General features: G+C 61.0%; 13 protein-coding genes. 11 read left to right on the top strand and 2 right to left on the bottom strand.

Annotated elements, in window-relative coordinates:
- Window positions 1–40: 40 nt before the first annotated feature.
- Together T370_RS0109390 and T370_RS0109385 are read right to left on the bottom strand one after the other, a co-directional pair.
- A complete protein-coding gene (locus tag T370_RS0109390; protein ID WP_029435570.1) occupies window positions 41–541 on the bottom strand; it encodes a PD-(D/E)XK nuclease superfamily protein in 501 nt (166 codons plus the stop codon).
- The gene (locus T370_RS0109385) at window positions 538–1,353 is read right to left on the bottom strand and encodes a Dam family site-specific DNA-(adenine-N6)-methyltransferase (protein WP_029435569.1); all 816 of its coding nucleotides are present in this window, start codon (window positions 1,351–1,353) and stop codon (window positions 538–540) included. Before T370_RS0109385 ends, T370_RS0109390 begins: the two co-directional genes overlap by 4 nt.
- A gap of 278 nt (window positions 1,354–1,631) precedes the next feature.
- Between T370_RS0109385 and T370_RS0109380 the strand changes: the two genes are divergently transcribed.
- From T370_RS0109380 to T370_RS0109330, 11 genes are all read left to right on the top strand, one after another.
- On the top strand, window positions 1,632–3,008 hold the full coding sequence (locus T370_RS0109380) for a sigma-54 interaction domain-containing protein (RefSeq protein WP_005028477.1): 1,377 nt from the start codon (window positions 1,632–1,634) through the stop codon (window positions 3,006–3,008).
- A gap of 288 nt (window positions 3,009–3,296) precedes the next feature.
- Entirely contained in the window at window positions 3,297–4,700 is a 1,404-nt protein-coding gene (locus T370_RS0109375) for an MFS transporter (protein WP_029435568.1), read from the top strand.
- Between the two features lie 58 nt (window positions 4,701–4,758).
- A complete protein-coding gene (locus tag T370_RS0109370) occupies window positions 4,759–6,138 on the top strand; it encodes an amidase (RefSeq protein WP_029435567.1) in 1,380 nt (459 codons plus the stop codon).
- Between the two features lie 390 nt (window positions 6,139–6,528).
- Window positions 6,529–8,046: a tripartite tricarboxylate transporter permease gene (locus tag T370_RS0109365; protein ID WP_005028472.1), complete on the top strand. Its 1,518-nt coding sequence runs from the start codon at window positions 6,529–6,531 to the stop codon at window positions 8,044–8,046.
- A gap of 12 nt (window positions 8,047–8,058) precedes the next feature.
- Window positions 8,059–8,514, top strand: a complete 456-nt coding sequence (locus T370_RS0109360; RefSeq protein WP_029435566.1) for a tripartite tricarboxylate transporter TctB family protein — start codon at window positions 8,059–8,061, stop codon at window positions 8,512–8,514.
- Between the two features lie 39 nt (window positions 8,515–8,553).
- Window positions 8,554–9,525 (top strand): tripartite tricarboxylate transporter substrate binding protein, encoded by a 972-nt coding sequence (locus T370_RS0109355; protein WP_029435565.1) that lies wholly within the window; start codon window positions 8,554–8,556, stop codon window positions 9,523–9,525.
- A gap of 457 nt (window positions 9,526–9,982) precedes the next feature.
- Window positions 9,983–11,002, top strand: coding sequence for an ABC transporter substrate-binding protein (locus T370_RS0109350; protein WP_029435564.1), 1,020 nt, complete (start codon window positions 9,983–9,985; stop codon window positions 11,000–11,002).
- A gap of 305 nt (window positions 11,003–11,307) precedes the next feature.
- Complete coding sequence (locus tag T370_RS0109345) at window positions 11,308–12,813, top strand: SLC13 family permease (RefSeq protein ID WP_016360695.1); 1,506 nt, start codon at window positions 11,308–11,310, stop codon at window positions 12,811–12,813.
- 73 nt (window positions 12,814–12,886) lie between these two features.
- Complete coding sequence (locus T370_RS0109340) at window positions 12,887–14,281, top strand: aldehyde dehydrogenase family protein (RefSeq protein WP_005028464.1); 1,395 nt, start codon at window positions 12,887–12,889, stop codon at window positions 14,279–14,281.
- Between the two features lie 245 nt (window positions 14,282–14,526).
- Window positions 14,527–15,648, top strand: a complete 1,122-nt coding sequence (locus tag T370_RS0109335) for an ATP-grasp domain-containing protein (RefSeq protein ID WP_005028462.1) — start codon at window positions 14,527–14,529, stop codon at window positions 15,646–15,648.
- Window positions 15,648–16,529 (top strand): succinate--CoA ligase subunit alpha, encoded by an 882-nt coding sequence (locus T370_RS0109330; RefSeq protein ID WP_005028461.1) that lies wholly within the window; start codon window positions 15,648–15,650, stop codon window positions 16,527–16,529. Before T370_RS0109335 ends, T370_RS0109330 begins: the two co-directional genes overlap by 1 nt.
- The last annotated feature ends 81 nt before the right edge of the window (window positions 16,530–16,610 follow it).

The raw sequence follows: 16,610 nt of genomic DNA, 5'->3' as shown, positions 1-16,610 counted from the left end.
TCCACTGGTTGGGAGGCGGGCAGGAGGGAAACGGCACATTTTATTTTTGCCTCAACCTCCGGTTCGCCCAGACGAGGAACTCCACGAGGTTGAACACATGAATCAGCTTGGCGTCCTGCGAAGCAACAGCCTGCTTGAGCCATGCCAGCGCGCCGGGTTTGTACCCGTTGCCGTCGATGAGCAGGATGATCTCGCGTTCGGGCATGGCCTGTATGCAATTCAGATACAGATAGGGGAATTTTTCGTCCACGCTGCCCTGTGACTGCTGCCATTTGCACTCAATGCGGATGGCGAGCCCGCGGGAGGCCGAGACGGCCAGGAACTCCGTCACCCCCCGGTGCCCGTAAATGGACTGGTAAGGCACCCGCCGCACCAGCAGATCGGGCACGGGGACGCCGGGCAGCGTGCTCCCTGAGGCGAGCTTTTCGTACTCGGCAAAAGCCACTTCGCGGAAGCCGTGCGAGGCGAATGCCTGCCGCACCTGCTGCTCAAGGATATTGCCCTGCCTGTTGGCAATAGCGCCGCCCTGCTCCGAAGTCATGGGAACACCGCCAGAAGTTCGCGCGCGGCCCCGCGCCGTGCGCCGTTGCAACTGATGAACCGCTGCACCGGGAACGATTCCAGCCGGGCATCGGCATAAAGCTCGCGGATAAGCGGCACATCGTGGTTGCTCAGGACCACGGGCACGCCCCGCTTCGCCGCGGCGGACGCCTCGGAGGCCAGCTCGATCTGCTCCTGAACGCCGAACCCGCCGCCGGTGTAGCTGGTAAAATTCGCCGTGGCGGAAACCGGCGCATAGGGCGGGTCGCAGTACACCACATCCCCCGGACGCAGCGCGGCGAACGTGGACCGGAAATCCTGCACGGCGAACGTCACGTCGCACCCGCGAAGCTTGTCCAGAAAGGCCGTCAATTCCCGCTCGGGGAAATACGGGGCTTTGTACTTCCCGAACGGCACGTTATAAATACCTTTGCTGTTGTAGCGGACAAGCCCGTTATAGGAATGGCGGTTGAGGTACAGGAAAAGGACGCTCCGTTCTTCGGCGTCCGAAGAGGCGTTGAAGGTTTCCCGCAGGCGCAGGAACGCTTCCTGCGTATTGTTGCCCGGCGTGAACAGGGCCCGCGCCTCCGCGATGAACCGTTCCCCGTCCCGCCGCAGCGTCCGGTACAGCCCTATGAGATCCGCATTGAGATCGCACAGCAGGTAGCACGCGAACCCCGCGTTCAGGAACACGGCCCCGGACCCCACAAAGGGCTCCACAAGGCGCGCCCCCGCAGGGATGCTCGGCAAAAGGCGGTCCAGAAGGCGGTATTTGCCCCCGGCCCATTTGAGAAACGGCCTCGTCAAATCCATAAGGAACCCCAAAAAAAGCTGTCCGTCGCCCGCCATAACGGGCAAAAAATGACACCGAAGGCTGATGCCGCCCCCATGTGGACGGCGCGCCGCAGCGGCGGCATATTGGCTACGCAAAGAAAGACAGAGAAGTACAGGTTACGGAAAAAACAAGCAAGTCTTCTCAGCGGCGACGGGATGCGCCGGGAACCGATGCCCGTGAAAGAAGCTTGCGTCTCCCCTTGTTCCGGTTGTAACATGTCAACCGCATTCCATCCACGCCATGCCAAGGATTCTGAATGGACATCTCACAGCGCAACCTCCTCGAACTGGCCATGAGCAGCCTGCCCACGGGGCTGTTCATCTGCGACAGGGACGGCATCATCCGGTTCATCAACGACGCCTACGCCAATTACCTGCGCGTCCGCCCGGAAGATGCCATGGGCCGCCACATTACGGATTTCATCCCCGATTCCGGCATCCCGGCGGTCATCGCTTCCGGCGAGCCGGAACTCGGCGCATGGCGGAGCATACAGGGCAGCGAAAGGAAGATCCTCGTCAACCGCATCCCGCTCCGCGACCAGGACGGGCACGTCATCGGCGCGTTCTCCCTGACCCTGTTCGATACCCCGGAACAGATGCAGGCACTGCTCCAGCGCGTGGATTTCCTCGACAAGAAGGTCAATTCCTACGCCCGGCGCATCAAGAGCGCCCTCCGGGCAAGCCATACCATCAATTCCATCCTCGGCAACAGCCCCGCCATCACGGCGTTCAAGTCCTACCTGCTGCGCTACGCGCGGACCGAATCGCCGGTCCTCATCCTCGGCGCGACCGGAACCGGCAAAGAACTGGCGGCCAGCGCAATCCACATGGCGAGCAACCGGCCCGACGGCCCCTTCGTCAGCATCAACTGCGCGGCCATCCCGAAGGAGCTGTTCGAGTCGGAAGTCTTCGGCTACGTGCCCGGGGCCTTCTCCGGCGCGCACAAGGACGGCAAAATCGGGCAGATCGAACTGGCCGATCAGGGCACCCTGTTCCTCGACGAAGTGGGGGATCTTCCCCTGCACGCGCAGGTCAAGCTGCTCCGGGTGCTGGAGGAGAAAACCCTCTCCCGGCTCGGATCGTCGCAGCCCCGGGCCGTGGATTTCCGGCTTGTCGCCGCGACCAACCGCGACCTCAAAAAAATGATCGCGGCGGGGACGTTCCGCGAAGACCTGTACTACCGCATCAACCCCATGACCCTCAACCTTCCGCCCCTGAGCGAGCGCGTCGAGGACATCCCCCTGATCGTGCGCGATGTCCTCAACCGCATGGGGGGCGAGGGAGTCCGGTGTACGGAAAGCGCCATGAACGCGCTCATGCGCTATCCGTGGCCCGGCAACATCCGTGAGCTGCGCAACGTGCTCATCCGGGCCCTGAGCCTGTGCCAGGACAATCAGATCACGCTGACGGATCTGCCCTCCGAACTTCGCCAGCAGGCCGTCGCGGAATCGGCGGGCACGGACGGGAAACTCCAGTCCGTCGTCAAGAACAGCGAAGCGCAAACCATCCTCCTCGCCCTCGGCGATCACCACTGGAACGTCGCCAAGACGGCCCGCGCCCTGGGCATCTCCCGGGCCAGCATGTATGAAAAGATGCGTAAATTCAGCATCAAGAGGCCGCCGAACGGGTTTTAAAGTTTTTTGTGAATAAAATATTTATTTTTCTATAAATGTCCTGTTTTTCAGGCATGTTAGCTTTACATGCCTGAAAAAACAGGACATTCTTTTATCAAAAATCCATTTCCATTTGCCGTGCGTTCATATTCTAACCATATTGAGAATATGGTTATTTTTATTCAATGCGTGCAGAAAAACATATGGCACACCTATTGATATAAAAAGAACAATCTTAAGGGCCCTCGCGTCAAATGGAGTGTATTTCCCCACCTCTCAATCCGCACATGCCTTTGGAAAGGAGACTGTATGCAAGCGTCGAACCTGCAACAGGAAGCGAATCTGATTTCCCGGATGGAACGTATGCCGCTCAACAAGGCCCTCCTGACACTTGTCGGGCTACTTTCGTGGTGCTGGGTCATGGAAGCCTTCGATCTCGGCATGATCGGCCAGGTTGTGGCCGTCCTCAAGAAAATATGGGACCTCGACGCCAGCACGCTCGGCCTGCTCGGTTCCTGTTCCACGGCGGGGGTCGTCATAGGTACGGCTTCGGCGGGCTTCCTGACCGACCGTTTCGGGCGCAAGCGCATCCTGCTCTGGGGCGTCTTCATCTTCACGTTCTTTACATTGATCGGCAGCCTCTACGAAAACCTCGCGTGGATCGTCACCATGCGCTTCATCGGCGGGCTCGGGGCCGGGGCCGTCTTCCCTCTCCCCTACCTGATGCTTTCCGAAATCGCCCCGGCCAAGCACCGCGGCATCCTCGTCTGCATCTGCAACGCCATTCTGACGGCCTCCTATCTGCTTCCGACGCTCTGCGGCTCGTGGGCCATCAACAATTTTTCGCTGGACGTCGCGTGGCGCGTGCCGTTCATCGTGGGCGGGCTCCCCATCGTCACGATTTATTTCCTGCACCGCTGGCTCCCCGAATCCCCGCGCTGGCTGATGCGGCGCGGACGCCATGACGAAGTGCGCCAACTCGTGGAACGCCTCGAAAAGAGCGCGGGCATCGAGCACGACGACACCTTCATCAACCCCGACGTGCTCCGCAGCCTTGAACAGGCCGCCGCTACCGAACGCACCCGCACCGGCGCTTCGTGGAAGGCCCTGTTCCGCGCCCCCTACCTCTCCCGCTCCCTCGTTTCGTGGAGCATGTACTCCGCCGGGCTGATCACATGGTACGTCGTGATGGTCTATGTGCCCACCATCCTTACCACCTACGGGTTCCAGCTTTCCAACTCAGTCATCCTGACCGGCTGCATGATGGTCATCGGCGGCGCGGGCTCCGTCGTCATCGGCCCGCTGGCCGACAAGCACGGTCGCAAGCCCATCTGGAGCCTCTACGTCATCATCACCATCATCAGCCTGTTCCTGCTCACGTCCACGGATTCCATCCCCATGCTGCTGTTCATCGGCTCGTTCGTGGCCTTCTTCGGCACGGGCATCATGCCCGTCTGCAAGGTCTACATCGCCGAACAGTATCCGACCGAACTGCGCGGCGTCGGCACCGGCTTCGGCGAGGCCGTGTCCCGCGTGGTCGGCGGCGTGCTCGCCACCTATTATCTGGCGTTCTTCCTCTCCGTCGGCGGCGTCAAGGGCGTGTTCACCTTCATGGCCGTGGCTTTCGCCATCGCCATCATCGCCCTGTGGATCTGGGGGCAGGAAACCGCCCGGCGCAGCGTCGAGGACACGTCCGCGGCACCCCAAAAGTAACCCATGCGCCCCGGCACCTTCCCCTTGGGGCCGGGACGCCGACAAGGCAGGTTCTTCCATGTTCGATACGCTGTATTCCATCACCATCACACAGGCCGCAGCCGCGTTGCGCGCGGGGGAATTGACCTCGGCGGCGCTCGTCAGGCACGCCCTTGAGGCTGTCCGCCTCCATGACGGCACCCTCAACGCCATGCTGCACGTCTCCGCTTCGGCGCTTGAGGAAGCGGAGCGCTGCGACGCGGAAGCGGCTCAGGGTTCCTTCCGGGGGCCGCTCCACGGCATCCCCCTTGTGATCAAGGACAATATCGACGTGCGCGGCTTGCCCACCACAGTGGCGAGCCCCCTGTTCACCCACGCGGCTCCGGCAAAGGCCGACGCGGTCGCCGTGGCCCGCCTGCGCGCCGCCGGGGCCGTCATCTTCGGCAAGACCAATCTGGACGAACTCGCCGCCCATGTCAGCGGCAGGACGTCCTGCTTCGGCCCAACGGTCAACCCGTGGCATCCCGAGCGCCGTCTCAGTCCCGGCGGCTCCTCAAGCGGGACCGCAGCGGCCGTCGCAGCCGGTTACTGCCCCGGAGGGCTCGGCACGGACACCGGCGGCTCCATCCGGCTCCCGGCGGGCTGGTGCGGCCTGTACGGCATCCGCTCCACCCAGGGGCAAAGCGATATCTCCGGGATCTACCCCCGAGCCGCAAGCCTCGATACCGTGGGGGCAATGGCCCGTTCCGCCCGGGACATAGACCTTCTGCTCCAGATCCTCGCCGATCCTCCCCTGCGCGACACATTGCGGGCGTCCGCCCCCATCCGGTACCTCCGCATCGGCGTTTTCCCCGAGCTCGTCCGCGCGAAGGGCTCTCCGGAAGTCATCGAGGCCTATGCGGAGGCCGTGGGCCGCTGGGAAGAGTTCGGGGAGTGCATCCCCGTCGGCCTGCCGCTGCTGGACGATCCCGCCGTGGTGGATTCGGTAGGGACCATCCGCAGCTACGAGTTCGCCCGCGACATCCGGAAGGATATCGAAGGCAACCCCTTCGCGGGCAAAATGCACCCCGTGCCGTTGGCCGACTACAAGAATGGCCAACAGGCGACGCCCGAAGCCTACCACGCCGCCCTGCTCCACAAGCAGGCTCTTTCTAGGCAGGTCGACGCCTTCTTCGCCTCGCTCCAAGTGGATTTCCTGCTGCTGCCGGTGGCCTTCTCCACCGCCCCGTCCATAGACGCCCCGCAAGAGGCCTTCACAGCGGGCCGGGCGCTGGTCAATCTGTTCAGCGTCGCCGGAGTCCCTACCCTCGTGGTCCCCGGAGAGCTGACGGCGGGCGGGATGCCGTTGGGCATACAGCTTGTCGGCCCGGCCCTGAGCGAACGCCTCCTTTTGGATGCGGGCACCGCCTATGAAACGACCTACGGGCCTTTCCCCACACCGCCCTTGGCATCTGCATAACCATATGCTTTTATTGAATGAAAGTAACATTTCAAACGGAATATCGTTCCAAAAGGAACAATTTGAACGGTCGACATTGCGACAGGATCTCTTTTTATCATCTTAATATAGTATAATTATTAACTAAACAGCAAAAGGCGCATCCCAAACGATGCGCCTTTTGCTGTTTATCTATCCAGACAGCTATCCAGACATGTCCGGATATATAAACACTTATACAGTCCATTCTAAAAGAGGTATGAAAGATGTCAAAGAGCATCTTATTAGAATGCATACGGAAAAAGCCAGCTACCCCTCAGCAAGTTCTTTTATGCACATTATGGTATGTTATTTGCTAAAAAAAGTACAATCGACAACCGACGATGCGCGCCATGCGAAAAGGAGACTCATGTGGAACAATTTCTTACCTACTTCCCCTCAGCCTTCTCATGGGGCAACCTCGCCGTACTCATACTGGGTTCAGCCGGGGGGTTGTTTTTCGGAGCCATGCCGGGGCTGAGCCCCACTATGGCCGTCGCGCTGCTGGTTCCCTTCACCTTTTATCTGCCTGCGGACACCAGCCTGATCCTTCTTGGCGCCGTGTACACCAGCGCTGTGGCGGGCGGCTCCATCTCGGCCATCCTGCTGAGCATTCCCGGAGCGCCTTCAAGCATCGCCACGCTGTTCGACGGGTATCCGATGGCCAAGCAGGGACGGGCCCAGGAAGCCCTCTACACCGTTTTTGTAAGCTCCCTTATCGGCGGCGTATTCGGCGTGCTGGTCATGATCCTGTTCTCCCCCCCGATGGCTGAATTCGCCATGCGCTTCGGGCCCTCGGAACTGTTCTGGACAGCCATCTTCGGCATCACCGTCATCACGGGGCTCTCCTCCGGGGCCATGCTCAAGGGGCTGTTCGGCGGCGCGCTCGGCATGTTGCTGTCGACTGTAGGATACAGCACCCTGACCGGGGAACCCCGTTTCGTCATCCATGAAGCGCTTAACGGCGGCATTGCCCTCGTGCCCGCGCTCATCGGCCTGTTTGCCGTCCCCCAGATCATCGATCTGATGGCGGATTCGCATGTCCTCCTCGAAAAACTGACCTTCAAGCCACAAAAGGGTATGCTGAGGCAGGTGATCAAGGCACATCGGCGCTACCTGCGCACGCTGGGCATCGGCAGCCTCATCGGCACCATCATCGGCGTCATCCCCGGAGCGGGCGGGCAAGTCGCCGGGCTCATGTCCTATGACCAGACCAAGAAGTTCGACAAGAATCCCGATCGGTTCGGAACCGGCGATCCGGAAGGCGTCTGCGCTGCGGAAAGCGCGAACAACGCCACAGTCGCCCCCGCCATGATCCCGCTGCTTACGCTGAGCATCCCCGGCAGCCCCACCGCGGCGGTACTCCTCGGCGGCCTGCTCATCCACGGCCTTTTCCCCGGCCCCGACCTGTTCACGGAAAAGGCCGACATCACATACACGTTCATCAGCGGCCTGCTCCTTGCACAGTTCTTCATGTGCTTCTTCGGGCTGCTGGCCTCCCGTTACTCGCATCTCGTGGCCAATGCGCCGAACTACATGATGTTCGCCGCCGTCATGATCCTGTGCGTGTTCGGCTCATATTGCGTGCAGAACAGCTATGAAGACGTGATCCTCATGTTCATCCTCGGGGTCCTCATGTTCGTGCTCGCCAAGTTCGGGTTCCCGAGCGCGCCCATCGTGCTCGGCATCATCCTCGGGCCCATTGCCGAGGAGAATTTCCTGCGCGGCAAGATGATCGCCGACACCGACGTGGGCGTGTTCAGCTACTTCTTCACCGGCGGGCTCAACCTCGCGCTCATCGCCCTGTGCCTGCTCTCCCTGATCTGGGGCATCTATAGCGAAGTCAAGTACATGCGTAATCACTCCAGAAAGGCCGCAGCCGCCAATTAGCAGGAGCCGCCCATGTTATATAAGGAATTCATAAGCGCGCTGGTGATGACCGGTATTATAACCGCTTTCGCTATCCCCATGACCCAGCTCTCGGGGGAATCGCAGGTTGTCCCGCTCCTGCTGCTGATATGCATGGGGATCTTCAACGTGGGGCAGTACATCCTCGCCGGGCTGCGCTACGCGGCCAAAATCGACGTGAAGATGACCATGAGGGGCTACCCGCTCCGTCGCGTGGCCGTGCTCTTCGTCCTCACCGTCCTGTATCTGCTCTTCCTGAAAACCCTGGGCTTTTACATCGGCGCACTCCTCTATTTCATCGCCGCCTCGCTCATCGCCCAGCCCATGAAGATCACGCCGAAGCTTGCCGCCAAGCGTGCCGCCGTCTGCTTCGTCTGCATCGCCTTCTTGTATTGCCTGTTCACCGTACTGCTGGCCGTTCAGATCCCTAAGGGGATCTTTGGAATCTGACCTCCATTCACGGACACCCTTTTTACCTCAGGAGGACCCATGAAACGCCTTCTCGCCACCCTGTTCTGTGCAGCCATGCTGTTCGGCGCCACGTCGGCACAGGCCGCAAGCCCCGCCGACGCCTACCCCTCCGGCCCCATCAGCCTCGTGGTCTGCTATACCCCGGGCGGCGCGACCGATCTGCAGGCCCGCCTTTCCGCCCTTGTGGCCCAAGATCCGAAATACTTCGGCCAGCCCATCGTCATCCTCAACAAGCCCGGCGCGGGCGGCATGACCGGCTGGAACTGGATCATGGAACGCGGCAGCAAGGACGGCCTGACCATGACCGCCTACAACATGCCCCACTTCATCGCCCAATCCATCGTGAACAAGACGAAGTTCAGCGTGGATACCTTTGAACCGCTCGGCAATTGGGGCGCGGACCCGGCCGTCCTCATCGTTCCCAAGGACAGCAAGTTCAAGAACGTCGCCGACCTCGTGGCATTCGCCAAGGAAAACCCCGGAAAGGTCACGATCAACGGCGCCGGGCTCTATGTGGGCCACCATATCGCCACGCTTCAGCTTCAAAAGGCCACCGGCGTAAAGATGAGCTACATCCCGGAAAAGGGCGGTACCGAAGCCATCCAGAACGTGCTGGGCGGCAAGGTCATGGCCGGTTTCAATAACCTTGCCGACGTGTACCGCTCACAGGATCGCCTTACCATCCTCGCCATCGCCGACGTGAAGCGCCATGAATATCTGCCAGACGTGCCCACCCTTCAGGAACTCGGCTACAACGTGGACGACGCCAGCGTGAACTTCCGCGGGTATGCCCTGCCCAAGGGCGTCGATCCCTCCATCGTGGACAAGGCCGCCAAGATCGTGCCCGTCATGTTTCACGATCCCGAAGTCGTCAAGCGCATGAAGGACAGCGGCAGCCCCATGCTGATCATGGATCGCGCTCAGGTCCTGGAAATGTTCCAGAAGAAGCAGGAAACGCTGAAGGCGCTTCTCTCCGATCTCCGCAATTAGGCCCCCTCGTTTCTCGATTCCATCGCCACGAAACGCCGGAGGAACGTTCCTCCGGCGTTTTCCGTTTTCCCCGCCCCCATACGGCGGCCACAGCCCGGACATAGGAACATCACGCGGCAGCCGACGCTTTCCACATACGTTTTGCCGGATACAGGGAATCGGCATATCCTCCCCCTGTCGCGTCCAGCCCAAAAGCGGTAATCTCCAGCCCGGCCAGCGTCTGCAATCATGCTTTCCGGACCGCATTTTTTGCGGGTGTGCACTTTTCCACGCATGTCTGCCCATACTGTCCGGTTTTCCATACACAGCTTCCGCCCGATGATCTGCGCAAGCACCCTCCCGAAAGAGAGAGATGCAGCATCACAGGCAGTTACGGACCCTTTCGGGCATACCTGGACATGGCATATGAATTGCTTGTTCTTTTTATTGCAAAACAATCGGTTATCGGAGGTTTCACATGCATAAACTGCTTGGAGGGCTGTGTGCGGCCCTGTTGTTTCTGGCCGGCTTGCCCCAGATCGGGCACACCGCCGAGCCCGTTCCGTTGAAAACGGCATGGCTCGGAGAACATGAAGCCTTCGCGGCTTGGTATGCCAAACAAAAAGGCTGGGATCTGGAGGAAGGATTCCGTCTGGAAATGCTCTCGTACGATTCCGGAAAACAGCTTATGGCGGGCATGAACACGGCGCATTGGGAAATCGCCGCCTGCGGGGCCATTCCCGCGCTGACCGCATCGCTGGACAACCAGGCCGAGATCATCGCCATCGGCAATGACGAATCCCTGGCCACCGGCATCTATGCACGCAAGGACAGCCCCATCCTCGGGCATACCGGCTACAACGCCCTTTATCCCGAAATGGCGGGCACGGGCGGCACGGTACGCGGGAAAACCATCCTGTGCACCGCAGGCTCCTCCGCGCACTATACCGTGCACAAGTGGCTGGAAGCCCTCAGCCTGACTGAGAAAGAAGTCACCATCAAAGATATGCCGTCCGAAGAAGCCTTGAAGGCGTTCTTGAGCGGCGAAGGCGACGCCGTGGCCCTGTGGTCGCCGTATACCCTTGAGGCCGAACAGCACGGGCTCATGCCGGTCACGCTGTCCAGCCAGTGCGACGCCAGCCAGCCCACGCTGCTCCTCGCCAACAAGGCGTTCGCCAAGGAGCACCCCGCTCTCGTAACCGCGTTTCTCAAGATGTATTTCCGCGGCATCACAGCCCTTCAGGAAACGCCGCGCGAACAGCTCATACAGGACTACCGGGCGTTCTATCATGCCTGGACGGGCCGGGATCTGCCTCCGCAGGATGCCGCGTGGGAACTGGCGAAACACCCCGTCTACGGATTGAAGGGGCAGCTCACGCTCTTTGATCCCGCCCAGAAGAAGCTGCATACATGGCTTCAGGAACTGGCCTCGTTCGCCGGTGGCAAGAACCGCCTCAGCGACGTCACCGATGTCTATTTGAAGAAACTCGCCCAATAGCCCACACTCCCCGCAAAACCGAACGCCAGCCCTCTCCGGAAGGCTGGCGTTTTTTGTATGGGATTGCCCCCTGAAACTGTCCATAAAACCAGACAAGCGAACAAACATGTCTTGATTCTCAGACAGTATTCTTTCGTCGCACTTTTTCTCAGTTCTTATTCAACGTCATAACATACTCTCATTCCTTTTCATTCTACAACGTCGTACAAAAAATCACAACATGGCACTGTCATTGCTATAAAAAGAACAAAGTCGCACAACCCGGGAATATTCTGAAACCTGTATCTCTCAGCGGAGACACTACAATGAGTCGCTTGGACAATTGCCTTACCGCCATCGTTGGCGACAAACTGCCCATTGAAACCGCACGGAAGACATTCTTCTTCCTGTTGGGCATTGCCGTCATGCTGATTGTCATCGCGCTCCCGTCTCCCTCACCCTTCTATAAGGGCGAGGAAGCCATTCCGCTTACAGCGAATGCCAAGATCGTTATGGCCGTCCTTTGCTTCGCGGTCATCCAGTGGATGACCGAAGCCATCCCCTTTCCCGCTACGTCCCTTTGCCTGATCGTGTTCCTGCATATCTTGGGCGTGGCGAGCTTCGACAAGCTCGTTACATTGGGCTTCGGCAACAACGTACTGCTGTTCCTCATGGGTGCCATGGGCCTTTCCGCGGCCATGACGTCTTCGGGCCTCGCCCGGCGTTTCATGCTGTGGATGCTCACCAAGGTGGGGCGCCGCACCGACCGCATCGTGCTGGCCTTCATAGCCATCGGGACCATGACCTCCATGTGGGTCACGGACATGGCCGTTGCCGCCATGCTCCTCCCGCTGGGCGTAAGCATCCTGGAAAGCAGCGGCTGCAAGCCCCTCCAGAGCAATTTCGGACGCGCCCTCATGATCGGCATCGTCTGGGGCGCCCTTATCGGCGGCACGGCCACGCCCGCCGGCTGCGGCCCCAACGTGCTCGCCATGCAGTACGTCCGCGACATGGCTCATATGGATGTTTCCTTTGCCCAGTGGATGGCGGTGGGCGTCCCCGGCGCCATGATCATGGTCCCCCTCGGCTGGTTCTGCCTCATGAAGCTGTTCCCGCCGGAATTCCGTGAAATCCCCACGTCCCTCGAAAGCATCCGCGCCGAACTCAACGCCCTCGGCGGCCTGAACACCAAGGAAATCCGTACTCTCGTCGTGTTCCTCACCATGGTTACCCTGTGGCTCGGCGGCTCCAATCTCGAACCCTACATCGGCTTCAAGGCTCCTGAAGGTTTCGTGGCCCTGCTCGGCTTCGTGCTCCTCTTCGTCCCCGGCCTGCGCGTCTTCGACGACTGGAAGGTAGCGGCCAAGAGCATCGACTGGGGCGGGCTGGTCCTCATCGCGGGCGGCATTTCCGCGGGCATGATGCTCGCCAGCACCGGCGCGGCCCGCTGGCTGGCTTGGGGAATGCTCTCCGGCGTCGGCGAACTGCACCCCGTCCTGCGCGTCCTCGCCGTCATCGGCATGGTCGAACTGCTCAAGATTTTCTTCTCCTCCAACAGCGTCACCGGGGCCGTGGTCATGCCCCTCATCATCGCCCTCGCCATGGACATCGGCATGAACCCCTGGATCCTCGCCGGTCCCGCAGGCATCGCCACCAGCATGGCCTTCATCATGGTCACGTCCAGCCCCACCAACGTCATACCTTACTCTTCCGGGTACTTCCGCATCTCGGAATTCGCCAAGTCAGGTGTCGTCATGACCATCATCGGCATCCTCGCCGTGACCGCATCAGTAGCCATCTTCGGAAGATTCGCCAACATGAACATCTGGTAACTTTCTACGCAACTACGGCATATTGCCACCTACCATAGCAACAAACGCCACTCGGCATACAACGGAGGATTTCATGAAGACCGTCAGCGAACAGATGGAACTGGCCCGCAAGGCACAAGCAATCGTCAACGACTACACGCAGGAACAGATCGACGAGATATGCCTCGCCATCGGCTGGGAAGTCTACGAAGACGAAAACATCGCCAAGCTCGCCAAGATGGCTGTGGAAGAAACCGGCTACGGCAACGTCCAGAGCAAGATCATCAAGCACAAGCGCAAGGTCGGCGGCGTGCTGCACGACATCAAGGGCGCCAAGAGCGTGGGCCTCATCGAACGCAATGAAGAGACCGGCATCTCCAAATACGCCAAGCCCGTGGGCGTGGTCTGCGCCATCCTCCCGGCGACGAACCCCACCGCCACGTGCGGCGGCAAGGCCGTAGGCATCCTCAAAGGCCGCAACGCCGTCATCTTCAAGCCCAGTTCCCGCGCGCTGAAAAGCACCACCGAGGCCATCAACATGATGCGCGCCGGCCTGCGCAAGGTCGGAGCCCCCGAAGACCTCATTCAGGTGCTTGAAGATCCGAGCCGCGAAGCCATCACCGAACTCATGAAGGTCTCCGATCTCATCGTCGCCACCGGCAGCGGGCAGGTCGTGCGGGCCGCCTACTCCAGCGGCACCCCGGCCTACGGCGTCGGGCAGGGCAACGCCTGCGCCATCGTAGCCGAAGACGCCGACGTCGCCGAAGCCGCCAAGATGATCTGCGGCAGCAAGCTGTTCGACTACGCCACATCCTGCTCGTCCGAAAACGCGGTCATCCCGGTTGAAGCCGTCTACGACCAGTTCATGGCCGAAATGAAGAAAAACGGCTGCTACCTCGTCACCGGCGAAGACCGCGAAAAGCTGAAGAACCACATGTGGAAGCCCAACGCCAAGGGCAAGATCGCGCTCAACCCCGACATCATCGCCAAGTCGGCGCAGGTCATCGCGGACGGCGCGGGCATCAGCATCCCCGAAGGCACGGACATCCTCCTTGTCGAAGGCATGGAACCCATCCTCGGCGACAAGTTCCACGACGAGAAGATCTCCCCCGTCCTCACCGTCTACAAGGCCAAGGATTTCAAGGACGCCTACCGTATCCTCGTCGAATTGACCAACCTCGTCGGGCGCGGCCACTCCTGCGGCATCCATACCTACAAGCACGAGTACATCGAGTTCCTCGGCGAGCACATGAAGTCCTCCCGCATCACCGTGCGCCAGTCCATGAGCGCGGGCAACGGCGGGCACCCCTTCAACCGTATGCCCTCCACCGCCACCCTCGGTTGCGGCACCTGGGGCGGCAACAGCACCACGGAAAACGTCCACTGGCGCCACTTCATCAACGTCACGTGGGTCAACGAGCCCGTAGCCCCGTGGACCTTCACCGACGAAGACATGTGGGGCGATTTCTGGAAGAAGTACGGCAAATAAGAGGATATCGAATCCCTGTCCGCAGGTTTTCCAAATTACGGAAAAAGAAAAAGACGCACAGCGGCTTTTTCCCAAAGACACAACAAACACAAAGAGGAACGCCCGGCTCCCTCAAAAGCCCGCACCCTCCGCCAACAGGAGCGCCGCGGCAACGCAGGGGCCCGGGGGGCACCATGCCCCCGGCGGGGGTCAAGGGGGCCGAGCCCCCTTGCCGCCGGAGGCATCCTCTTCCAAAAGGAACTGCCATGAAGCTGTTTGAATATCAGGCGAAGGAAGCCTTCCGCGAAAAAGGCCTGCCGACCCCGAAGGGCGTACTGGTACGCGGCATGGACGAACTGGACGGCGCATTTGCGGAGGTAGGATTTCCGTGCGTACTCAAGTCGCAGGTGCTGAGCGGCGGGCGCGGCAAGGCCGGGCTCATCAAGGTCGTGAAGGACGCCGAAAGCGCCAAGGCCACCGCCAAGACCCTGTTCGAATCCGAACACAACGTCCGTATGCTCCTCGTTGAAGAGGCCGTGGACATCGACCGCGAAATCTACCTCTCCATCACCGTGGACCCGGTGGAATCCAAAATCATGCTTATCGGCTGCGCCGAAGGCGGCGTGGAAATCGAAAAGCTCGCCGCCACCGATCCCGACAAGATCGTTACCGTGCGCGTGGACATCGCCGAAGGGCTCGGCGGCTACCACGTCAACAACCTCACCTACGGCATGGGGCTGTCCGGGGACCTCGGCAAGCAAGTCGGCGCGGTCGTGCGCGGCCTGTACAAGACCTTCCGCGCCTATGACGCGCAGCTCGCCGAAATCAACCCGCTGTTCATCACCAAGGACGGCAAGGCCATCGCGGGCGACGGCAAGCTCATCATCGACGACAACTCCGTGTGGCGCCAGCCCAGCTACCCCCTTACCCGCGACTACTTCGACTCCGAAGTCGAATTCGAAGCCGCGCAGGAAGGCATCCCGTACCTCCAGTTCAACGGCGACATCGCCCTGATGTGCGCGGGCGCGGGCCTGACCACCACCGTATTCGACCTTATCAACGACGCGGGCGGACACCCGGCGACCTACGTGGAATTCGGCGGGGCCAACTACACCAAGGCCGTCCGCACCATGGAACTCTGCCTCAAGACCCCGAGCAAGGTTATCCTCGTGGTCACCTTCGGGACCATCGCCCGAGCGGACGTCATGGCGCAGGGCCTCGTGGAAGCGATCAAGGCCCACCAGCCCAAGCAGCCCATCGTCACCTGCATCCGCGGCACCAATGAAGAGGAAGCCTTTGCCATCCTGCGCGACGCCGGACTGGAACCCCTGACCAACACTGAAGAAGCCGTGCAGCGGGCTGTGGATATCGCTGCCGGGAGGGCGTAATGAGCATTTTCATCCATAAGGATTCGCGCGTGGTTGTGCAGGGCGTCACCGGCAAGGAAGGCGCTTTCTGGGCGAAGCACATGAAAGACATGGGCACGCAGGTCGTCTTCGGCGTCACCCCCGGCAAGGAAGGGCAGGACGTGGACGGCATCCCGGTGTACCATTCCGTCCGCCGGGGCATAAAGGACCACCCCGCCGACGTCGCCATGCTGTTCGTGCCTCCCAAGTTCACCAAGGACGCCGTGTTTGAGGCCCTCGACGCGGGCATCAAAAAGATCTGCACCATCGCCGACGGCATCCCGCTGCACGAAGCCATCCAGATCCGCCGGGCCGCGCTTTCCTGCGGCGCGATGGTCGTGGGCGGCAACACCTCGGGCATCATCTCCGTGGGCGAAGCCATGCTCGGCACCATCCCCTACTGGATTGACCGCGTATACAAGAAGGGCCACGTCGGGGTCATGACCCGCAGCGGCTCCCTGACCAACGAAGTCACCGCCGAAATCGTCAAGGGCGGGTTCGGCGTTACGACCCTGATCGGCGTGGGCGGCGACCCGGTCCCCGGAACCCGTTTCGCGGAACTCCTCCCGCTGTACGAAGCCGACCCGGACACCCACGCCGTCGTCATCATCGGCGAACTCGGCGGCACGATGGAAGAGGAAGTGGCCGAAGCCATGGAAGCCAAGGCCTTCACCAAGCCGCTCGTGGCCTTCATGGGCGGACGCACGGCACCCGAAGGCAAGCGCATGGGCCACGCAGGCGCCATCGTCACCGGCGGGCGCGGCACCGTGAAGGGCAAGACCGAAGCCATCGTCAAGGCCGGCGGCAAGGTCGCCAAGCGCCCGAGCGAAGTGGGCGCGCTTTTAAAGGCACTCCTCGGATAACCGGAAAGGCGGGGGTGCTTGCGCTCCCGCCTTTTTCCATACCGCCGCCCGGCACACCTTTTTGGCGGCGCATGTTTTGAC

The sequence above is a fragment of the Bilophila wadsworthia ATCC 49260 genome, from assembly GCF_000701705.1.
GTDB lineage: Bacteria > Desulfobacterota > Desulfovibrionia > Desulfovibrionales > Desulfovibrionaceae > Bilophila > Bilophila wadsworthia.
This window is presented reverse-complemented; position numbering and strand designations above follow the sequence as displayed.

What these genes read in the sequence shown, in the direction of transcription:
- T370_RS0109385 (WP_029435569.1), bottom strand. Translation starts at nt 1,353, where the DNA reads ATGGATTTGACGAGGCCGTTTCTCAAATGGGCCGGGGGCAAATACCGC.
- T370_RS0109370 (WP_029435567.1), top strand. Translation starts at nt 4,759, where the DNA reads ATGTTCGATACGCTGTATTCCATCACCATCACACAGGCCGCAGCCGCG.
- T370_RS0109340 (WP_005028464.1), top strand. Translation starts at nt 12,887, where the DNA reads ATGAAGACCGTCAGCGAACAGATGGAACTGGCCCGCAAGGCACAAGCA.
- T370_RS0109350 (WP_029435564.1), top strand. Translation starts at nt 9,983, where the DNA reads ATGCATAAACTGCTTGGAGGGCTGTGTGCGGCCCTGTTGTTTCTGGCC.
- T370_RS0109345 (WP_016360695.1), top strand. Translation starts at nt 11,308, where the DNA reads ATGAGTCGCTTGGACAATTGCCTTACCGCCATCGTTGGCGACAAACTG.
- T370_RS0109355 (WP_029435565.1), top strand. Translation starts at nt 8,554, where the DNA reads ATGAAACGCCTTCTCGCCACCCTGTTCTGTGCAGCCATGCTGTTCGGC.
- T370_RS0109330 (WP_005028461.1), top strand. Translation starts at nt 15,648, where the DNA reads ATGAGCATTTTCATCCATAAGGATTCGCGCGTGGTTGTGCAGGGCGTC.
- T370_RS0109390 (WP_029435570.1), bottom strand. Translation starts at nt 541, where the DNA reads ATGACTTCGGAGCAGGGCGGCGCTATTGCCAACAGGCAGGGCAATATC.
- T370_RS0109335 (WP_005028462.1), top strand. Translation starts at nt 14,527, where the DNA reads ATGAAGCTGTTTGAATATCAGGCGAAGGAAGCCTTCCGCGAAAAAGGC.
- T370_RS0109380 (WP_005028477.1), top strand. Translation starts at nt 1,632, where the DNA reads ATGGACATCTCACAGCGCAACCTCCTCGAACTGGCCATGAGCAGCCTG.
- T370_RS0109360 (WP_029435566.1), top strand. Translation starts at nt 8,059, where the DNA reads ATGTTATATAAGGAATTCATAAGCGCGCTGGTGATGACCGGTATTATA.
- T370_RS0109375 (WP_029435568.1), top strand. Translation starts at nt 3,297, where the DNA reads ATGCAAGCGTCGAACCTGCAACAGGAAGCGAATCTGATTTCCCGGATG.